Annotated in this window: 17 protein-coding genes; 13 read left to right on the forward strand and 4 right to left on the reverse strand. The window is 65.8% G+C overall.

What is annotated here, in order from left to right; translation table 11 throughout:
* Window positions 1–19: 19 nt before the first annotated feature.
* The 4 genes from ACWNZ3_RS04845 (at window position 20) to ACWNZ3_RS04860 (ending at window position 5,481) form a co-directional block, all read left to right on the forward strand.
* Window positions 20–1,594, forward strand: coding sequence for an ABC transporter substrate-binding protein (locus ACWNZ3_RS04845; RefSeq protein WP_269362423.1), 1,575 nt, complete (start codon window positions 20–22; stop codon window positions 1,592–1,594).
* A 91-nt stretch (window positions 1,595–1,685) separates the two neighbouring features.
* Window positions 1,686–2,633 (forward strand): ABC transporter permease, encoded by a 948-nt coding sequence (locus tag ACWNZ3_RS04850; protein ID WP_269362294.1) that lies wholly within the window; start codon window positions 1,686–1,688, stop codon window positions 2,631–2,633.
* On the forward strand, window positions 2,630–4,513 hold the full coding sequence (locus ACWNZ3_RS04855; protein ID WP_496901405.1) for a dipeptide/oligopeptide/nickel ABC transporter permease/ATP-binding protein: 1,884 nt from the start codon (window positions 2,630–2,632) through the stop codon (window positions 4,511–4,513). The genes ACWNZ3_RS04850 and ACWNZ3_RS04855 overlap by 4 nt, the downstream gene beginning before the upstream one ends.
* Window positions 4,510–5,481, forward strand: a complete 972-nt coding sequence (locus ACWNZ3_RS04860) for an oligopeptide/dipeptide ABC transporter ATP-binding protein (protein ID WP_496901406.1) — start codon at window positions 4,510–4,512, stop codon at window positions 5,479–5,481. Before ACWNZ3_RS04855 ends, ACWNZ3_RS04860 begins: the two co-directional genes overlap by 4 nt.
* Window positions 5,482–5,483: 2 nt before the next feature.
* Here the strand turns inward: ACWNZ3_RS04860 and ACWNZ3_RS04865 are convergent, their stop codons facing one another.
* Window positions 5,484–5,984 carry a cell wall hydrolase gene (locus tag ACWNZ3_RS04865; protein WP_496901407.1) on the reverse strand — a complete coding sequence of 167 codons (501 nt, stop codon included), beginning with the start codon at window positions 5,982–5,984 and terminating at the stop codon, window positions 5,484–5,486.
* A gap of 185 nt (window positions 5,985–6,169) precedes the next feature.
* On the opposite strand from ACWNZ3_RS04865, the gene ACWNZ3_RS04870 reads away from it, so the two are divergent.
* A complete protein-coding gene (locus ACWNZ3_RS04870) occupies window positions 6,170–6,844 on the forward strand; it encodes a hypothetical protein (protein ID WP_496901408.1) in 675 nt (224 codons plus the stop codon).
* Window positions 6,845–7,099: 255 nt separating this feature from the next.
* On the opposite strand, the gene ACWNZ3_RS04875 is transcribed toward ACWNZ3_RS04870, so the two are convergent.
* A complete protein-coding gene (locus ACWNZ3_RS04875) occupies window positions 7,100–7,963 on the reverse strand; it encodes an NAD-dependent epimerase/dehydratase family protein (RefSeq protein WP_496901409.1) in 864 nt (287 codons plus the stop codon).
* A 93-nt stretch (window positions 7,964–8,056) separates the two neighbouring features.
* Between ACWNZ3_RS04875 and ACWNZ3_RS04880 the strand changes: the two genes are divergently transcribed.
* The 6 genes from ACWNZ3_RS04880 (at window position 8,057) to ACWNZ3_RS04905 (ending at window position 15,355) form a co-directional block, all read left to right on the forward strand.
* Window positions 8,057–8,965, forward strand: coding sequence for a LysR family transcriptional regulator (locus ACWNZ3_RS04880; protein WP_269362284.1), 909 nt, complete (start codon window positions 8,057–8,059; stop codon window positions 8,963–8,965).
* A gap of 183 nt (window positions 8,966–9,148) precedes the next feature.
* Complete coding sequence (locus tag ACWNZ3_RS04885) at window positions 9,149–10,159, forward strand: BMP family protein (RefSeq protein WP_496901410.1); 1,011 nt, start codon at window positions 9,149–9,151, stop codon at window positions 10,157–10,159.
* Window positions 10,160–10,406: 247 nt separating this feature from the next.
* Entirely contained in the window at window positions 10,407–11,939 is a 1,533-nt protein-coding gene (locus ACWNZ3_RS04890) for an ABC transporter ATP-binding protein (RefSeq protein WP_496901411.1), read from the forward strand.
* Window positions 11,929–12,978: an ABC transporter permease gene (locus tag ACWNZ3_RS04895; protein WP_496901412.1), complete on the forward strand. Its 1,050-nt coding sequence runs from the start codon at window positions 11,929–11,931 to the stop codon at window positions 12,976–12,978. Before ACWNZ3_RS04890 ends, ACWNZ3_RS04895 begins: the two co-directional genes overlap by 11 nt.
* Window positions 12,978–13,922, forward strand: a complete 945-nt coding sequence (locus tag ACWNZ3_RS04900; protein WP_114274795.1) for an ABC transporter permease — start codon at window positions 12,978–12,980, stop codon at window positions 13,920–13,922. The genes ACWNZ3_RS04895 and ACWNZ3_RS04900 overlap by 1 nt, the downstream gene beginning before the upstream one ends.
* A gap of 125 nt (window positions 13,923–14,047) precedes the next feature.
* Entirely contained in the window at window positions 14,048–15,355 is a 1,308-nt protein-coding gene (locus ACWNZ3_RS04905) for an amidohydrolase family protein (protein ID WP_496901413.1), read from the forward strand.
* A gap of 786 nt (window positions 15,356–16,141) precedes the next feature.
* Here the strand turns inward: ACWNZ3_RS04905 and ACWNZ3_RS04910 are convergent.
* Complete coding sequence (locus tag ACWNZ3_RS04910) at window positions 16,142–17,023, reverse strand: glucosamine kinase nucleotide-binding domain-containing protein (protein WP_269362273.1); 882 nt, start codon at window positions 17,021–17,023, stop codon at window positions 16,142–16,144.
* Window positions 17,024–17,404: 381 nt separating this feature from the next.
* Here ACWNZ3_RS04910 and gap point away from each other — a divergent pair, with 381 nt between their 5' ends.
* On the forward strand, window positions 17,405–18,406 hold the full coding sequence (gene gap / locus ACWNZ3_RS04915) for a type I glyceraldehyde-3-phosphate dehydrogenase (protein ID WP_496901414.1): 1,002 nt from the start codon (window positions 17,405–17,407) through the stop codon (window positions 18,404–18,406).
* A 10-nt stretch (window positions 18,407–18,416) separates the two neighbouring features.
* Here the strand turns inward: gap and ACWNZ3_RS04920 are convergent, their stop codons facing one another.
* Window positions 18,417–18,944 (reverse strand): winged helix DNA-binding protein, encoded by a 528-nt coding sequence (locus ACWNZ3_RS04920; protein ID WP_269362269.1) that lies wholly within the window; start codon window positions 18,942–18,944, stop codon window positions 18,417–18,419.
* 299 nt (window positions 18,945–19,243) lie between these two features.
* On the opposite strand from ACWNZ3_RS04920, the gene ACWNZ3_RS04925 reads away from it, so the two are divergent.
* A complete protein-coding gene (locus ACWNZ3_RS04925) occupies window positions 19,244–20,323 on the forward strand; it encodes a Hint domain-containing protein (RefSeq protein WP_496901415.1) in 1,080 nt (359 codons plus the stop codon).
* Window positions 20,324–20,357 lie beyond the last annotated feature (34 nt).

The following is a 20,357-nucleotide window of genomic DNA, read 5'->3' on the forward strand; positions in this document are numbered from 1 at the left end:
GAAACAGAGAGGATACGCCATGACTTTCCTGACCCTCACCCGCCGTGCCCTGCTGGCGGCGACCGCGGCCTCGGCGCTGGCCCTGTCGGCAGGCGGCGCAACCGCGCAGACCCCCGAAAACGTCCTGATCGTGGGCCAGATCGCCGAACCCAAATCGCTCGATCCCGCCGCTGTCACCGCCGTCAACGATTTCCGCATCCTGATGAATGTCTATGACGGGCTGGTCCGCTACAAGGACGGCACGCTTGAGGTCGAACCCGCCCTTGCCACCGACTGGACCATCTCCGAGGATGGCACCGTCTATACCTTCACCCTGCGCGAGGGAGTCAGCTTCCACGATGGCAGCGCCTTCGACGCCGAGGCGGTCAAATTCAACTTCGACCGCATCCTGGACGAATCCCACCCCTTCCATGACACCGGCCCGTTTCCGCTCGCGTTCTTCTTTTCCGCCGTGGAATCGGTCGACGTCATTGACCCGATGACGGTCTCCTTCACGCTGAACGCGCCCTATGCGCCCTTCCTGTCGAACCTTGCCTATCCCACCGGGCTGATCGTCTCGCCCGCAGCGGTCGAACAACATGGCGCGGATTTCGGGCGCAACCCCTCCGGCACCGGGGCCTTCAAATTCGGCGAATGGCGCAGCAACGAAGCGGTGGTGGTGCAGGCCAACCCCGGCTACTGGGACGGCGCGCCGGGGCTGGAGGCGGTCGTGTTCCGCCCGATCACCGATGCCAATACCCGCACCGCCGAAATGCTGGCGGGCGGCATCGACCTGATGGTCGAAGTCCCGCCGGTCGCGCTCAGCGAATTCCAGGGCGACAGCTATTCCGTCTTTGAACAGGCGGGCCCGCATGTCTGGTTCCTGATCCTGAATGCCAAGGAAGGCCCCTTTGCGGATGTCCGTGTCCGGCAGGCGGCAAACTATGCGATCAACAAGGAGGCCATCGTCAATGACGTGCTCGAAGGCACCGCCGAGGTCGCGGCCGGCCCGACCCCGCCCGCCTTCGCCTGGGCCTATAACCCCGATCTGGAGCCCTATCCCTATGACCCAGACCGCGCCCGCGCCCTGCTGGCAGAGGCCGGTGCGGAAGGGGCCGAGCTGACCTTCTACGTGACCGAAGGCGGCTCCGGCATGCTGGACCCGGTGTCGATGGGCACGGCAATCCAGGCCGATCTTGAGGCCGTGGGCCTGAAGGTCAGCATCGAAACCTACGAATGGAACACCTTTCTGGGCAATGTGAACCCCGGTCTGGAAGGCAAGGCGGACATGGCCGAAATGGCCTGGATGACCAACGATCCCGACACGCTGCCCTTCCTCGCGCTGCGCACCGAAGCCTGGCCGGACAAGGGCGGCTTCAACTCCGGCTATTACTCCAACCCGGAGGTGGACAAGCTGCTGGACGCCGCCCGCGCCGAGACCGATCAGGCCGAGCGCGCGCGCCTCTACCAGCAGATGCAGGTGATCGTGCAGGAAGACGCGCCATGGGTCTTTGTGGCGAACTGGAAGCAGAATGCCGTCACCTCCGACCGCGTCGAAGGCTTTTCACTGCAGCCCTCGTTCTTCCTGCTTCTGGATGACGTGACCAAGAAGTGATGACGTGACCAGGATGTAATGAGTGACCAGGATGTAACCTGACCCGTTGCGGCCCCGCTCAGGGGGCCGCAACAACCCGACGGAGCCGCCCATGACCGGATATATCCTCAAACGCCTGCTCTCGGCCATTCCGGTGCTGCTGGGCATCAGCGTGATCGTCTTTGCGATCATGGCGCTGATCCCCGGCGACCCGGCAACCGCGATCCTGGGCTCCTATGCGACCCCCGAGAACGTCGAGAAGCTGAACCGCGACCTCGGGCTCGATCAGGGCATCGTGGCGCGGTATTTCATCTGGCTCGGCAACATGCTGCAGGGCGATTTCGGGCGCAGCTTTGCCCTCAACCGCCCGGTGCTGGACGAGGTGCTGGACCGCTTCGGTGCAACCCTGATCCTGGCGGGCAGCTCCTTTCTTCTGTGCTCGCTGCTGGGCATCGCCGCCGGTGTCATCTCGGCGGCGCGGCAATACGGGTTTGCCGACAAGGCGATCACCTTTGCCGTGCTGCTGGGCATCTCGATCCCCTCGTTCTTTTTGGGCATGATGATGATCCTGATCTTCGCCGTCCAGCTGCGGTGGTTCCCGGTGTCGGGCATGTGGCCGATCTACGGGGATCGCAACCTGCCGGTGCTGCTGGACCATCTGGCGATGCCCGCATTCGCCCTCTCGGTGGTGGCGACCGGGGTGATCGCGCGGCTGGCCCGTTCCGCCATGCTGGAGGTGCTGCGCCAGGATTTCATCCGCACCGCCCGCGCCAAGGGCGTGAACGAACGCCGGGTGATCTGGCGCCATGCCCTGCGCGCCGCCATGGTCTCGATCATTCCCATCCTGGGCATTCAGGCGGGCTTTGTGCTGTCCGGTGCCGTCTATATCGAGATGGTCTTTCAATGGCCCGGCGTTGGCCGGATGCTGGTCGATGCCATCCTCAAACGCGATATCCTGCTGGTTCAGGGCGGGGTGGTGTTCATCGCCGCCTGCTACGTGATGTTCAACATCCTCGTGGACGTGGCCCAGGCGCTGCTTGACCCGAGGATCAAGACATGACCGCCTTTCTGAAACTGCTGGCGCGCAACCGTCTTGCCCTGGCGGGCCTTGTCATGATCGGCATCGTGGTGCTGCTGGCACTGCTGACGCCGCTGCTGCCGCTGGCCGATCCCGATGTCACCCGGACCGCCGATCGCTTCAAGCCGCCCTTCAGCGAGGGCGCGCTTCTGGGCACCGACCATCTGGGCCGCGACCTGCTGAGCCGCCTGCTCTGGGGCACCCGGCTGAGCCTTGCCATGGGGCTGGCCGCCGCGATCATCGCCGCCACGCTGGGCTCCGCCATCGGCATCATCGCGGGCTATTTCGGGGGCAGGACCGACAACATCATCATGCGCGGCGTCGATATGCTGATGGCCTTTCCCTATATCCTGCTGGCGCTGGCCATTGTCGCCGCGCTTGGCCCCGGCCTGATGAACGCGCTGATCGCGGTGGCGGCGGTCAACGTGCCCTTCTTTGCCCGCAACATCCGCGGCATCACGGTCGGCATCGCCCATAAGGAATTCATCGACGCCGCCCGGCTGGCCGGGATGCGCGACCACGAAATCATCCTGGGCGAGGTGCTGCCCAATGTGCTGCCGGTGATCGTCATCGCCATGTCCACAACCGTCGGCTGGATGATCCTGGAGACCGCGGGCCTGTCCTTTCTCGGCCTCGGCTCGCAGCCGCCACAGGCCGATCTCGGCTCGATGCTGGGCGAGGCACGCTCCGCGCTGATCACCAACCCCCATACCTCCATCGTGCCCGGTGCGATGATCCTGATCATCGTGATGGGCATCAACCTGCTGGGCGACGGCATCCGCGACGCGCTGGACCCGCGCCTGAAATCCGGCGCGCTCAGCCGCCCGATGGCCGCAACCACGGTCGACCGCCAGGGGGCGGTGCCCGCCGCCCGCACCGACAGCCTGCTGGACATCACCGGGCTGCAGACCGAATTCCATGTCCGCGACCGGCAATACAAGGCCGTCGGCGGTGTCGATCTGCATGTGGAAAAGGGCGCCTGCCTGGGCATCATCGGGGAAAGCGGATCGGGCAAATCCGTCACCGCGCTCAGCGTCATGGGGCTGGTCGCCTCGCCACCCGGTGTCATCACCGGCGGCGCGGTCCACTTTGACGGCAAAGACATTGTCGGCGCGCCCTATGAGGTGCTGCGCGCCCTCAGGGGCCGCCGGGTGGCCTATATCTTCCAGGATCCGCTGGCCACCCTGCATCCGCTCTACCGGGTCGGGGATCAGTTGATCGAGGCGATCCAGTCGCATGAATCACTCCCCCGCAGCGCCGCCCGCGCCCGGGCCGTCGACCTGCTGAAATCGGTGCGCATTCCCAATGCGGAAAGCCGGATCGACAGCTACCCTTACGAGATGTCGGGCGGCATGCGGCAGCGGGTCGGCATCGCCATGGCACTGGCCAATGACCCCGATGTCATCATCGCGGATGAGCCGACAACCGCCCTGGATGTGACCGTTCAGGCGCAGATCCTCTCGGTTCTCAGCGATCTCAGGCGCGAACGCGGTCTGGCGATCATCTTCATCACCCATGACTTCGGCGTGGTGGGCCAGCTCTGCGACAGCGTGGCGGTGATGTATGCGGGCCGGATTGTCGAACAGGGACCTACCGGGGCCGTCCTGCGCAACCCGCAACACCCCTATACCAGCCGGTTGATCGACTGCGTGCCGACCCTGGGCGGCGGCCGGCGCAAACTGGCCGCAATACCCGGATTGCCCCCCGTCGTCGACAACCTGCCGGCCGGCTGCGCCTTTGCCGCGCGCTGCGACAAGGCGCAGGCGGAGTGCCGGGCGGGGCAGATTGATCTGCGCCCGACCGGACCGGACCGCCGGGTCCGCTGCCTCTTTCCCGAAAACGCGACGGAGCACAGCATATGACCGATGCGCTCAAACTCACGGGGCTGTCAAAATCCTTCCGGGTCGGCAAACGCTCCTTCGGGGCACCCTGGTCCTATGTGCATGCGGTCCAGCCGCTGGATCTGACAGTCAAAACCGGCGAGACTCTGGGGATCGTCGGCGAATCCGGCTGCGGCAAATCCACCTTGGCCAAGATGCTCGTCGGGCTCCTGCCGCCCAGCACCGGAGAGATCGAAATCGAAGGGGCGGTTCTGGACAACGCCGATCCCGCCATCTTTGGCAAACGCATTCAATACGTGTTCCAGGACCCGATCAGCAGCCTGAACCCGCGCAAGACCATCCGCCAGATCATGGAGGCCCCCCTGCGCAGGCTGCACCGCATGGGCAAGACAGAGCGCGCCGCGCGGATCAGCGAGATTTTTGCCGCCGTCAACCTGCGCGAGGAATTCCTGGACCGTTATCCGCATGAATTCTCCGGCGGGCAGGCGCAGCGGATCGGCATCGCCCGGGCGCTGGCCGCCAGGGCGCGCATCCTGATCCTGGATGAACCGGTCTCGGCGCTGGATGTCTCGGTGCAGGCGCAGGTGCTGAACCTGCTGGCGGATCTCAAGCAGGAATTCGGCCTCACCTATCTGTTCATCAGCCACGATCTGGCGGTGGTCGAGGCGGTCAGCGACCGGGTTGCGGTGCTCTACTTCGGTGCGGTTGTCGAAATCGGCCCGGCGCGGGAAATCTTCGCCAATCCGCGCCACCCCTATACCGCCCTGCTTGCCCAAAGCGCGCCGGAGGTCGGCCGCCCGATCTCCGCCCCGGAGAAAGCCGGCGTGGAACTGCCCGATCCGCTGGACCCGCCCAAGGGATGCGCCTTCAACGAACGCTGCGCCTTTGCGACAGATCGGTGCCGCCGCGAAAGGCCCGCCCTGACCGGTGACAGGGGGGGGCGGGAAATCGCCTGCTTCAATCCGCTGGGCGCTGCGGCAGAGGTCTGATTCTAGCCCGAGGTCAGACCTTCCGTCGGGGGCAGGGGCGCGGGCACCGAGACATGCTCCGGCCGCCGCTTTTCGTAGAACGCATTGCCGCCGGTCGTCACCACATAGTGGATGTTGTTGTAATTCGCCTGATACCAGGCCGCGTGAAAGAACTTGGCCGCGCCGGTATGGGGATGCCGCTCACCGCGATAGACCGCAAGGGCGGTGTCACGGGCAAGTGCCGCCCCCCTGCTTTCCATCGGGCTTGTCATGACGCCGGGGGCGAATTGGTTCGGCTGGCCGACCACGCCGCAGACCGTGTCGGGAAAGGCGTCGGAGGCGACCCGGTTCATCACCACGCTGCCCACCGCAACCATCCCGTCCCGGCTGGAGCGGTTCGATTCGAAATACATCGCCCGGGCCAGGCATTCCACATCGCTTGCAGAGGGCGGCGGCGCTTCGGACCTGCCGCATCCCGCGACAAGGGCAACCAGGACCAGCCCGGCACAAGTCGGGCGTTTCAAACTAAAACTCGGCACCGTACAGCCCTCGCATCCTGGGTTCGCTTTTGTCGCGCGGAGAATATTCCGCAAGCCCCGCCCTGGGCAAGCGGAATGCTGCGGCGCGGGGCCTGCCCCCTCGCCATGGGCGCGTTGTTGCCTTATGCAAAACCCGACGCCCCTGATGCCCCTGACAACGGAAACCCAGCATGAGATGTTCCGCGATCCTGACCGCCTGCGCGCTGGGCCTGCTGGCCGGACCGGCGCTTGCGGAAAAGCTGAGCTTTGCCATGGCGCTGGGCAACCGCCAGATCGGCACGCTGACCTTTGACGGCGGGCCGCGCGCGGGCCGTCTGCTGGCGGTCATGGACAACACGCCGCTGGGGGTGGCCGACGGCAGTTTCGAGGCGGTGACCAGAGCGCGCGGCGCGGCGGTGGGCTACGAAAGCCGCAGCCGCGGCAGCAAGACGCGCGACATCGCGGTGACCCGGGCAGGGGGGCAGGTGACCGAAGTCACCGTCATCCCGGCGGATGAGGCGACGGACCTCAGCGATGTGGCGCAGGTGCCAAGGGGCGTGATTTCCCTGACCGAAGCCTTTGCCGCGCTGGCGCTGGGCCGCGACTGCCCGCAGCCGATGGTCGTCCACGACGGCCGCCGGGTGGTGCGCATCGCCACCGCCGCGCGCAGCGACAGCGGTGGCGAGGTCACCTGCAGGATGTCCTACCGCGTGGTGCAGGGGCCGGGGCATCTGTCACCCTTCCGGTTCAAGTCGCTGGGCATGCAGCTGACCTATGCCACCCGGACCCTGCAACGCATCACGCTCAGCGCGGGCGGTTTCGATGTGACCCTCACCCGGCAGGGCGCGAAAGCCGCGCTGGAGTAGGTTGGTCAAGCCGCCCCGCCCGGCTTCCCGGAATCGAAGTTTGCGGTCTTGTACAGGCGCGACAGAGGTTCGCGCCCGACCCCGAGGGGGGGCGTGGTGAGGCTTGGCGCGCGATCCGGGTATGGCGAGAGGTTGCAACAGGTGAAAACGTTGGAATAATTCGCGCCCGCCCTGGGGGGCGGGGTCGGGCGCGAACCGGATCGCAAGCGATCCGGGGACGAATGGCAAGCGGAATGTACTTTGGCTTCGGGGCACCTAACCCGCATCGTGAAGCTGAATCAGCCTTCCAACCATCTCCTCGAACGGCGTATGCCGGAATGCCGGGCAAAGCGCCGCGAATTTCTCGCCGCACAGACGGTGCGGATGATCGAACAGATAGCGCTGTTCAAGCAGCTCACGCCCCAGTTCCCAGACCGGCGCGCTCAGGCGCAGCGCCCACCAGGGGAACTGGCCGATCTTCATCTCCCGCCCGCTCTGGCGGGTGATCTCACGGGCCAGATCGTTGATGCTGAAGCTATGCCCCGGCAGGGCGACATCGGCAAAAACCGGCAGATCCTCCAGTTTCGACAAGGCAACAGCCGCGCGGGCGAAATCGGGCAGATAGGCATAGGCCCGCTCGACCCCGGGTGCGCCCATCGCCGTGATCCGGCCCTTGTGCAGCTTTTTCAGCACCACCAGCCCGATCGCCTGACCGCTGCGCTGGTGATCAATGAAATCGCCGCCGCGCAGGATCGTCACGGGCAGGCCGGAGGTGCGCCAGGCGGCCTCCATCTCGACGCGGATCTGCCCCTTCCGGCTGCAGGCCCGGTGCGGCGTCTCTGCCGACCAGGGACCGGGCTGATTGCCGTAGACATAGACGTTGCCGGGGATCAGCACCCGCGCACCGCTGGCGCGGGCCGCAGCCATGGCAATCTCGGTGATCTTCGGGATCTGCCGGGCCCAGTCGTGGTAATCCGGCGGGTTCATGGCATTGACGATCAGATCGGCACCGCGCGCCGCCTGTGCCGGATCGGTGCCGCGCTGGAAACGGCGGACGCGCCAGCCATCCGCCGAAAAGGCGCGGTCAAAAGCCTGGCCTGCGAAACCCGAGGCACCGAGAATGAGAACTGTTCGGGACATGTGAACTCCTGTGAAACGATTGCCCCGCCCTTGTTGCTCAAAATAATCCGAATGGGGATTGCCAGAAATTGCAGTTCAGGTATTCATAAATGAATGGATATACGGGCATTGGACTGGTCGCTGCTGCAAAGTTTTCTGCAGGTGGCAAAGGCGGGATCGCTGTCGGCGGCGTCGCGCGCCTGCGGCGTCAGCCAGCCGACATTGGGGCGCCATGTGCGCGCGCTGGAAACCGCGCTGGAACAACCGCTCTTTATCCGCAAGCCCGACGGCCAGAGCCTGACCGCCCTGGGCCATCAGCTTTATGACCATGTGCGCAAGATGGAGGACGCGGCCTCCCATGTGGCGCTGACCGCCGCGGGCAAGAGCGCGCGGCTGGAGGGGCGGGTGCGCATCACCGCGTCGCGGGTCGTGGCCTATTGGCACCTGCCGCCGATCCTGGCCCGCCTGCGGGCGGAGGAACCGGGCATCCAGATCGACCTTGTGGCCTCCGACATGCCGGAAAACCTGATGCACCGCGAGGCGGACATCGCCCTGCGGATGTTCCGTCCCGAACGCGGCAACCTGATCGCGCAGAAGATCGCGGAGCTGCCGCTGGGGCTTTACGCGGCGCAAAGCTACATCGCCCGGGCGGGCCGCCCCGACACGCCCGAGGCGCTGATGAAAATGGATTTTGTCGGCTTCGACAGGTCCGAGCTGATCCTGCGCCTGATGGCGCAGAACGGCCTGCACGTCACCCGTGATTTCTTTCCGCTGCGCTGCGAGGATCAGCTGGTGAACTGGTCCCTTGTCTGTTCGGGGGGCGGTGTGGGCGGATTCCAGCGTCTGATCGGCGATGCCGACCCGAGGGTCGAGCGCATCGCCGATTTCGTGACCCTGCCGGCGCTGCCGGTCTGGCTGGTGGTCCCCGATGCCCTGCGCCATGTGCCCCGGATCGCGCGGGTGCGCGACATGCTTGCGCAGGAGCTGTCAACCCTTGGCAGGCCCGCCGGCCAACCGGCATGAGCCGACGCCCCGCTGCGGCGTGCAGTGGCTTTTGCGGTCTCTCCCGGCTGGCGGCGGACCGCCTGCGGACTGGGCGCATCGCCGCGACCGCGACAGAAGTATTGCTTAATCAGGCGGCGTTCTATTGACTCATCGGGGCCACTGGCAAACGATCTGCAATAATAAAACCAACGGGGGATCATCATGACCACACGTCGCTTCACACGCCGCTTTCTGCTCGGCTCCGCCGCCGCCATGGCGGGCGCTTTCGCCCTGGCACCGCGCACAGCCCTTGCCGCCGAACCGATCAAGGTTGCGGGCATCTATACCGTACCTGTCGAACAACAATGGGTCAGCCGCATCCACAAGGCGGCAGAGGCGGCACAGGCCCGCGGTGACATCGAATATGTCTTTACCGAAAACGTCTCCAACACCGATTACGCCCGCGTCATGCGCGAATATGCCGAAAGCGGGAACACCCTGATCATCGGCGAGGTCTTCGGCGCGGAACAGGAGGCGCGCGAGGTCGCCGCCGATTACCCCGATGTGGCCTTCCTGATGGGATCAAGTTTCAAGGAAGACGCGGGCCTGCCGAACTTTGCCGTCTTCGACAATTACATCCAGGACGCCGCCTATCTTTCCGGCATCGTGGCAGGGGCGATGACGACAAGCGGCAATATCGGCATGGTCGGCGGCTTTCCGATCCCCGAGGTCAACCGCCTGATGCATGCCTTCATGGCCGGCGCCGCCGAGATGAAGCCGGACATCGCCTTTCAGGTCAGCTTCATCGGCTCCTGGTTCGATCCGCCCAAGGCCAAGGAAACCGCATTTGCGATGATCGAGAATGGTGCCGATATCCTTTATGCGGAACGTTTCGGCGTCTCGGATGCGGCGCAGGAAAAGGGCATTCTGGCCATCGGCAATGTGATCGACACCCAGGCGGAATACCCCGAGACCGTCGTCGCCTCGGCGATCTGGCACTTTGAGCCGACGCTGGATGCCGCGATTGCCGCGGTGAAGGCGGGGAACTTCACCGCCGCCGACTATGGCGTCTATTCCTTCATGAAGGAGGGCGGCGCATCGCTGGCGCCTTTCGGCACGTTTGAGGGCAAGATCCCGCAGGCGGCGCTGGACCTGATCGCGGAACGCACCAAGGCGATCAAGGCGGGCGAATACACGGTCGAGATCAACGACGAAGAGCCGAAGTCCAGTTGAGTGCAGGCCTTGCAGATGGTCCGGGTTACCCGACGGACTCGCCCGGCCGACAGGCCGGGCAGCGCCTGCCTGCCCCCCGGCAGGCGCTTTGGACGTTGCCACCCGTTGCAACGATGCATGTACCCCGGCCCGGTCGCCATTTTCGCCGTCACGCCCCTGCGCCTCCCCAGGCAGGCGCTGCCCTTTGCGCCACCCCTCGGGACGGCGCTGCCCTTCGCATCTGCCAGCACCCGCTGACGGCCCCTGAATGCCCGTGACCACAACCCCCATTGTCCTGCGTCTTGACCGCATCACCAAGCGGTTCGGCGCGCTGACCGCGAATGATGCGATCAGCTTCGAACTGCGGCAGGGCGAGGTCATCGCCCTGCTGGGCGAAAACGGCGCGGGCAAGACCACGCTGATGAATATCCTCTTTGGCCATTACACGCCGGACGAGGGCAGCGTCGAAGTCTTTGGCCAGCCGCTGCCCCCCGGCAACCCGCGCGCGGCGCTGGAGGCCGGGGTGGGCATGGTGCATCAGCATTTCACCCTCGCCGACAACATGAGCGTGCTGGAAAACATCGTGCTGGGCACCGCACCGCTCTGGCGGCCGGGGTTCGGCCGTGCCGCCGCGCGCCGCCGGATCAAGGCCCTGATGCAGGATTACGGGCTGCGGGTGGACATGGAGGCGCAGGTCGGCGCGCTCAGCGTCGGCGAGCGCCAGCGGGTCGAGATCCTCAAGGCGCTTTACCGCGAGGCGCGCATCCTCATTCTGGATGAACCCACCGCCGTGCTGACCCCGCAGGAGACCGACGATCTCTTTGCCACCATGCGCCGGGCGGTGGCGCGGGGGCTGTCGGTGATCTTCATCAGCCACAAGCTGCACGAGGTCACGGCGATTTCCTCCCGCGTGGTGGTGCTGCGCCATGGCAGGCTGGTGGCCGAGGCGCGCACCGCCGATACCGATGCGGCGCAGCTGGCGCAGATGATGGTGGGGGCGGAGGTTGCCGCGCCGCAGGTGCGGCAGGCCAATCCCGGTGCCCTGCGGGTCTCTCTGCGGGCGGTCACCACGCCGGACCGGGGCAGCGCGCCGGGGCTCAAGGCGGTCGATCTGGACCTGCGCGCGGGCCAGATCACCGGGCTGGCGGGGGTGTCGGGCAACGGGCAGGCGGCGCTGGCCGACCTGATCGGCGGGCTGATTGCGCCCGCATCGGGGGAACTGCGCATCTCGGACGCGCCGGTTGCGGGCTGGAGCCCGCGCACAGCCCTTGCCGCCCGGATCGCGCGCATCCCCGAGGACCGGCACAAGACCGGGACCATCGCGGATTTCGACCTCACGGAAAATGCGGTGCTTGAGCTTTACGCCAGCCCGCCGTTCTCACGCCGGGGCTGGATGAACTGGCGCGCCGCCCGCGATTTCGCGCAGAACATCATCGCAGGCTATGACGTGCGCTGCCCAGGGCCCGAAACCCGCATCCGCCTGCTGTCGGGCGGCAACATGCAAAAGCTGATCCTGGGCCGGGTGCTGGAAACCACCCCCGACGTGGTGCTGGCGAACCAGCCGGTGCGGGGCCTCGACATCGGGGCGCTGACCTATGTGCATGAACAGCTGCTGGCGGCACGGGACCGGGGCGCGGCGGTGCTGCTGATCTCCGAGGATCTGGACGAGGTCACGGCGCTGGCGGATGTGATCCATGTGATCTCCGAAGGGCGGCTGTCGCCCGCCTTTGACCGGGGCGCGCTGAGCGTGGCGGAACTGGGCGTCTGGATGGCGGGCGAGGGGTTTGACCATGCGGCTTGAACCCATTGCCAACCCGGCGCTGACCCGCCGCCTGGGCCTGCCCGCGCTGGCGCTGGCGGGCACCGTGGTGATCGCCTCGCTGCTGGCGATGATCGCGGGGGCGCAGCCGTTTTCGGTGCTGGGGCTGATCCTCAAGGGGGCTTTCGGATCGAAGTTCGCCACGCTGGAAACGCTGAACCGCGCGACGCCGCTGATCTTTACCGGGCTGGCGGTTGCCGTCGCCTTCAAGGCCAGGCTGTGGAACATCGGGGCCGAGGCGCAGCTATACATGGGGGCAGTGGTCACCGTGGTGCTGGGCACCGGTGCGCTGGCCTGGCCTTCGGCCGCGCTGCTGCCACTCATCGCCATCGCCGCGATGCTGGCGGGGGCGCTGGTGCTGCTGGTGCCGACCTTCCTGAAAACCCGCTTTGGCGTGGATGAGGTGGTGACAACCCTTCTGCTGAATTTCGTCGTGCTGCTCTGGGTCTCCATGCTGCTGGAGGGGCCGTTGAAGGACCCGATGGGGCTGGGCTGGCCCAAATCCGCCCGGCTGGTGGCCGAGGCGCGGCTGCCGCGCATCATCGACGGGCTGCGCCTGCACTGGGGCTTCGGCCTTGCGCTGATTTCGGCGGCTGTGGTCTGGGTGATCCAGCGCCGCACCACGCTGGGCTATGAGATGCGCGCCGTGGGGCTGAACGCGGAGGCCGCGCGTTTTGCGGGCATCCCGGTCAATGCCACGCTGATCAAGACCGCGCTGCTGTCAGGCGGCCTCGCCGCGCTTGCCGGGTTCTCCGAGGTCTCGGGGCTGAAGGGCAGCCTGACCTTGGATATCTCGCCCGGCTTTGGCTACACCGGGATCATCGTGGCGATGCTGGCGCTGCTGAACCCGCTGGGCGTGGTGGTGGCGGCGCTGTTTGTCGCGGGCATCTTCGTCGGCGCGGACAGCATGAGCCGCGCGGCAGGGGTGCCGACCTATCTGGCCGACATCATGCTGGCGGTGGCGCTGCTCCTGATGGTGCTGGCGATCATGCTGACCAAATTCAGGGTGAGGCGCGGCTGATGGACATCCTTGATATTCTCATCTCCGCCAGTTTCTGGACCGCCGCGATCCGCATCGCCTCGCCGCTGATCTTTGCCGCATTGGGCGAGCTGATCTGCGAACGCGCGGGCGTGCTGAACCTCGGCATCGAGGGGATCATGGTGGTGGGCGCCTTTGCCGGCTGGCTGACGGTCTATCTGGGCGGCGGCCTCTGGTTCGGGGTCTGCGTGGCGATGCTGGCGGGCATGGCATTCGGGTTGCTGCACGGTGTGCTCTGCGTGCCCTTTGGGCTCTCGCAGCATGTGGTGGGGCTGGGCATCACCCTGCTGGCGACTTCGCTGACCTATTATTGCTACCGTCTGGCCCTGCCGGAGGTCACCTCGCCGCCCAAGATCGCGGCCTTCCAGCCCTGGGAGGTGCCGCTGCTGTCGGATCTGCCGCTGGTGGGCCCGGCGCTGTTTTCGCAGACGCCGCTGACTTATCTGGCTTTTGTGCTGGTGGTTGTGGTGAGCGTGGTGCTCTACCGCACGCCGCTGGGGCTGGCCCTGCGCGCGGCGGGTGAAAACCCGGCGGCGGTGGAGGCGCAGGGCCTGAGCGTGTCGGCCATCCGCATCGGCGCGGTGATGGCGGGCAGCGGGCTGATGGCGGTGGGCGGGGCGTTCCTGACCATGAGCGCCTTCAATTCCTTCTTCTTCGAGATGGTGAACGGGCGCGGCTGGATCTGCATCGCGCTGGTGGTCTTCGGCTCGTGGCGGCCCGGCAAGACCCTGCTGGGCGCGGTGCTCTTTGCCGCTTTCGACGCGTTGCAGGTGCGGTTGCAGCAGACCCCGCTGGGGGCGGGGATACCCTATCAGTATTTCCTGATGGCGCCCTATATCCTGTCGATCCTGGCGCTGGTGGTCATGTCGCGCCGCGCACAGGTGCCTGCGGCGCTGATGGTGCCCTTCAACAAGGGGGAGCGTTGAATGACCTCTATTTATCCACAAAGGACAGCCCCCGACCGCGGGTGGGGGTGAAGCCCCCGCCCATGGGGGCGGTCGGGGGCTGTCCGGCCCGAGGCCGGACGGAACTTAACTGAAAGGACAGCTCCATGTTCGACATCATCATCAAGGGCGGCACATTGCCGGACGGCACCACCGCCGACATCGGCATCGCGGGCGACCGGATCACCGCCATCGGCACGCTCGACACGCAAGCGGGCGAGGTCATCGACGCTACCGGTGATCTCGTCTCGCCCCCCTTCGTCGATCCGCATTTCCACATGGACGCCACGCTCAGCTACGGCACCCCGCGCATCAATGCCTCGGGCACGCTGCTCGAAGGGATCGGGCTCTGGGGCGAGCTGAAGGGCGTGATGACACAACAAGAGGTCTTTGACCGCGCGCTGGAATATTGCGACTGGGCGGCCTCGCTCGGCCTGCTGGCGATCCGCAGCCATGTGGACACCTGCGACGACCGCCTGCTGGGGGTCGAGGCGCTGCTGGAGGTCCGCCGTGCCGTCAGCCCCTATATCGACCTGCAGCTGGTGGCCTTCCCGCAGGACGGGCTCTACCGCGACCCCACCGCCTATGCCAACACGCTTCGCGCGCTGGACATGGGGGTGGATGTGGTCGGCGGCATCCCGCATTTCGAACGCACCATGGTGGATGGCGCGCGGTCGGTCACCGCCCTGTGCGAGATTGCCGCCGAGCGCGGGCTGATGGTGGACCTGCATTGCGACGAAACCGACGACCCCCATTCGCGCCATATCGAAACCCTGGCCTATGAGACGCAGCGCCTTGGCCTGCAGGGCCGGGTGGCCGGGTCGCATCTGACCTCGATGCATTCGATGGACAATTACTATGTCTCCAAACTGCTGCCCCTGATCGCCGAAGCCGGGGTTGCCGCCATCCCCAACCCGCTGATCAACATCATGCTGCAGGGCCGTCATGACACTTTCCCCAAACGGCGCGGGTTGACGCGGGTGAAGGAGATGCAGGCGCAGGGCATCACCGTGGGCTGGGGGCAGGATTGCGTGATGGACCCCTGGTATTCGATGGGCACCGGCGACATGCTGGACGTGGCCTTCATGGGCCAGCATGTGGCGCAGATGAGCAGCCCGGAAGAGATGCTGCGTTGTTTCGACATGGTGACAGAGGTGAATGCGCGGATCATGGGGCTGCAGGATTACGGGCTGCAGGTCGGCGCGCAGGCCTCGCTGGTGGTGCTGGACGCGGGCAATCCGATCGAGGCGCTGCGCCTGCGGCCCGACCGGCTGGTGGTGGTGGCGAAAGGCAAGGTGATCTCGCGCCAGAGCCGCAATGACGCGCGGCTGAACCTGCCGGGGCGGCCCGCATCGGTGCGGCGCAGGCATCCCGCCCATGGGCGCGCAACGGACGGGGCAGCAGGACAGGGTTAACCCTGTGCCGGTAGAACCCCATCTGTCGCGACATCCGCATCCGGTCTGACACGCCGGGCGCATTCGGAGAAACAGAGGCCCGTCCTCAGCGGGCCACTTTGAACCGTTCAACGTGCAGGGTCATCCCTGTCTCATCCATCCGATCCGGCGGCGCCGCCATTTCAACGGTCCCCACAGATCCACAGACCCAGATAAGGCAAGCAAAGCGGGCCGCTGCGGCGGGCGCTAAAGCGATGCGTTGGAACGCGATGAAATATCTGATTTCAGACGATCCCGGATCACTCAGGCCGAAGCCGCAACCATAGGCTTTGCACCGCTGTCATCTGCCGCCACTGCCCTGCTACCTGCTACCTGCTACCTGCTACCTGCTGCCTGCAGGTGAAGACATGTCATGATAGACCTGTCATTTTTGACATGTCATGTATGACATGTCTTCCCCTGCAGTATGGCGCGCCAAGTTGCGTCCTCGGGGCCGGGCGCGAACCTCTGTCGGGCACCCGCTTCAACGCTGCAACTTCGATTCCGACCTAGTATGGCGGAAACGAAATGCGCATCATTTCCCACTGCCCCCGGATCGCTTGCGATCCGGTTCGCACCGGACCCCGCCCCCGTCAAACCGCAGGTTTGCCTTCGGCAAAACGGCGGGTGCGAAACTCCGACCTCGCAAGATGCTGCGAACTATGGAAAAATGGAGATGCCCCGCCAAATGGAGGGCCGCCCTCGGGGTCGGGTGCGAACCTGCCGTTGAGAGCTGCATTTAATGAACCGAACTTTGATTCCGGGTGACTAGGCTTCCTGCTGCGCGGCCTGACGGGCCAGCGCAAAGGCCCCCTGCATGGCATTGCCCTGCGGGGCGACCAGGTTGCGCACCACGTCCTCGGACAGGTAGCCGCGGTAATGCGGCCCCACGCCGCCGGTCAGGCAGAGCCTGTCGCCGGGCGTGAAATCAAGCGCCGCCAGCCCCTTTTCCAGAAAGTCCACCGCCCGGGCGATGATCTGCATCGCGGCAGGGTCCTGTTCCTGCGCGCCGCTCAGCACCTCGGGCGCGAGGGTCGCGTAATCGGTCGGCGTGGCGGTCAGGCAGAACCGGCGCATCTCGTGCAGCCCGCCCATCCGGTCCAGCGTCCGGCGGGTGAGGGCGCTTTGCGGTTCGATCCCGTCGTGGGCCAGCAGCGTGCGTTCCAGCAGCCGGTGGCCCAGCCATGCGCCCGAGGCCTGATCGGAGATCTGGAAACCCCAGCCCGACACGGTGCTGACCACGCCGCCGCACTGGCGCGAGATGAAGGTGCCGGTGCCGATGCCCAGCACATAGCCGTCATGTGCCCCCAGCGCCCCGGCGACGGTGGTTTCCTTGTCGCCCGACACCATGGTGTGGCCATAGGGCAGGGCGGCGGCAACCTCGGCCATCGTCTCGGGGCTGTTGGCCCCGGCGGCGCCGACATGGCCGATGATCCGCTCCAGCGGTGTATCGGCAAGCCCGGCCTGGGCCAGCGCCGCGCGCACGGCGGCGGTGATATTGGCGATCGCCCCGCCGAAATTGTTCTCGACATTGGCGGGCCCGCCCCGCGCATCGGCCAGGATGCCGCGTGCCGCAGTGCCGGCCGCGGCCCGGCACCCGGTGCCGCCTGCGTCCACCGCAATCAGAATGGGTTCATGCATATTGGTCATGGCGGCTTCTATAGGGCACCTGCACGCGCAGTACAGGGTGAAAATGCGACTTGCCCCGCTGCTTTTTTGAGCACACCCCCCGCGCCGGGCAGGCGGCCGGGCACGGGCGCGCCCATTTCACTTTATCCCCGCACGTCCCGGCCTTCGGGTCAACTTTGCGTGATGCCGCCCGTTGGGCGAGGTCGGAAAATCCCGCGCGCCGGGTCAAAGCCGTGTCACGCTGCACAAATCGGAGGCACTCCGCCGCGTCGGCGGGATTGGAGGTTGTAATTTCCTCTTGTTAGCGCTAACGAGAGCCAAAGACGTATCCAGATGTCCTGCAACAGGCGGGATGCGCGGTGTCGCGCGGAATGGACCGGTCCGGAAGGGGAGAGAAATATCATGACCACGAAAATCGCAATCAACGGATTTGGACGGATCGGGCGCAACGTGCTGCGTGCGCTGCTGGAAAACGGCGCCCGGGGGATCGAGGTGGTGGCGGTCAATGACCTGGCCCCGGCGGCGACCCTGCTGCACCTGCTGAAATATGATTCCGTACACGGGCGGCTGACCGAAACGGCACGCCTGGACGGCGACACATTGCGCGTCGGTGATCATACCATCCGCCTGACGGCAGAGCGTGACCCGGCCAGGCTGCCCTGGGCCGACGTGGACATCGTCTATGAATGCACCGGCATCTTCACCACCCGCGAGGGCGCGGCCAAACATCTGGAGAACGGATCGAAGCGGGTGCTGATCTCGGCCCCCGGCAAGGGGGTGGACCGCACGGTGGTCTATGGTGTGAACCACGGCGATCTGACGGCGGATGACGTGATCGTTTCCAACGCCTCCTGCACCACCAATTGCCTGGCCCCGGTTGCCATGGTGCTGGAGCAGAATTTCGGGATCGAGACCGGCTATATGACCACGATCCACGCCTATACCGGTGACCAGCCGACCCATGACGCGCCGCACAAGGACCTGTATCGCGGGCGCGCGGCGGCACTGTCCATGGTGCCGACCTCGACCGGGGCGGCGGCGGCGATTTCAGAAGTCCTGCCGGGTCTGAAGGGCAGGCTGGAAGGCTCTGCCGTGCGGGTGCCGGTGGCCAATGTCTCGATGGTGGACCTGTGTTTCCTGCCCGGGCGCAAGGCCACGGTGGCAGAGGTCAATGCGGCGCTGGCAAAGGCCGCGCAGGGCCCGCTGAAAGGGGTTCTGTCCTATGAGACCGATCCGCTGGTCTCGGTGGATTTCAACCATGATCCGCATTCCTCCTGCTTTGCCGGCGCGCAGACCAGCGTGACCGATGGCGGTCTGGTGCGGGTGGTCAGCTGGTACGACAATGAATGGGGTTTCTCCAACCGGATGAACGACACCGCCCGCGCCATGGCGGCGCTGCTCTGACCCGGGTGGATCAGAGCGAGGCGGCAGCCCGGCTGGCCTGATCGTATTGCCCCGACATGGTGCGCAGGCTGGCGGCGACCAGACGCAGGTCGTCGCCGCCCAGATCCATCCGGTTGAGCCCGTCGAGAAAGCAGGTCTCGCGGATCGCGCGGTAGGCATCGCAAAGCGCGGCACCGGTCTCCGAGGTGCGGTAGAACACCTCCTTGCCGCGTTTTTCGGCCACCAGAAGGTCCGACTTCAGCAGCTTTTTCAGCGCGTAGTTGACGGTATGGGTGTCCTCGATGTTCAGCAGGAAACAGATGTCCGTCAGTCGCTTTTCGCGGCTGCGGTGGTTGGTGTTGTGCAGCACCAGGATTTCCAGCGGCGTCAGGTCGGCATTGCCCGCCGCCGCCATGCAGCGCGACATCCAGCGGGTGAAGGCGTTGAAGGCGATGATCATCCCGTATTCCAGCTCGGAGGCTTCCCAGCCCTCGCCCTCTGCCAGGTGGCGGGAAGAGACGATACGACGCCCCGGCAGGGCTTTCGGCGGCTGGGACATGACAACTCCTGAACCAAGGTAACCCGTCTGACGTTAACAAATCGCCGGTGTTTTGCAACGGTATTTGTGGTAAATGATGGGCGGATTCCGTGGCAGACGCTGCCGGAAGGGGGGGCTCAGGCCATCTTCACCCCGCCGCGCCCCGGCGCCGGGGGGAAGGCCAGACCGCCCCAAAGGTTCCGGCCCGACATCAAGGTCATTTTGCAACACCCTGAAAAATGACATGATTATGGCTATGCAGGTCGGGCAAGCTTTGCTACCTATGGGGTAATAAAAAACTGAGGCAGGCAGAACGAGCAATGAAAACGGGCTTTAAGGGCACGTTTGTCATCAGCTGGTCGCAAACAGAAATAGACGGCCTTGAAGCCGCGCCGGTGCAATCTCTCTCTGTAGGGGCGGCATGGGCCTGGCGAGGGGACGCGATCCGGGTCGATGGCCCGAATGACGTATTGCGGCTGGACCAGGCAGACGAGGCGGAAAATCTGCGCAAACGCGCTGCCAGAATGGTGCGGCGGCTGGTCGGCGCGGCGCTGGAAGAAAGCGGCGGCGTCTTCAGGGGCGGTCTGCGCGGGGCGGGGCAGGATACCGGTCCGCTGATGGACAACAGCTTTGTCGTGACCGACGGCGGGCGCAGCTATACCGTGACGCTGATCGAACTGGGCCGTGGCAGCCAGCCCCTGCTGATGTTTCTGGATGAGATGCCGCCGCGCAACTGCGATCTGTGGATCGTGCATCACACCCTTGGCCCCTCCTGCGGCAATGCGGCTTCGGACACTGATGGCGGCGTGATCTGTTTCACCCCCGGCACCCGCATCCGCACGCCCCAAGGCCAGCGCCTGATCGAGGACCTGCGCGAGGGCGATCTGGTACAGACCAAGGATGACGGCGCCCAGCCGATCCGCTGGGTCGGCAGCAGGCGCATGTCCGGGGCGCGGCTGTTCGCGATGCCCAAGCTGCGCCCGGTGCGGATTGCGGCCGGCGTGCTGAACGCGGGCGAGCCCGATGCGGATCTGATCGTGTCACCGCAGCACCGCCTGCTGATCAAGGGGCCGACCGCGCAGGAGCTGTTCAACACCCCCGAGGTGCTGGTCGCCGCAAAGGACCTGATCAACGGCGATACCATCACCGTGGATCTGAAAATGCGCGAGGTCACCTATATCCACGTGCTCTTTGATTCCCATCAGGTGCTCTGGGCCAACAGCGTGGAGACCGAAAGCTTTCATCCCGCCTCCGCGGCGCTATCCGCGCTGGACGAGGGCGACCGCAAGCGGTTGCTGGCCACCCATCCGGAGCTTGAATACGATCCGCATACCTATGGCAGTTTCTCGCGGCGCAATCTGTCGGCCTCCGAAGCGGCGATCCTGAACCACGCGGCGTGAGGGGGCGAATTCTTTGAAGAATTCGGTCCGGCGT

This window comes from Sulfitobacter sp. IGS-18 (assembly GCF_059628195.1).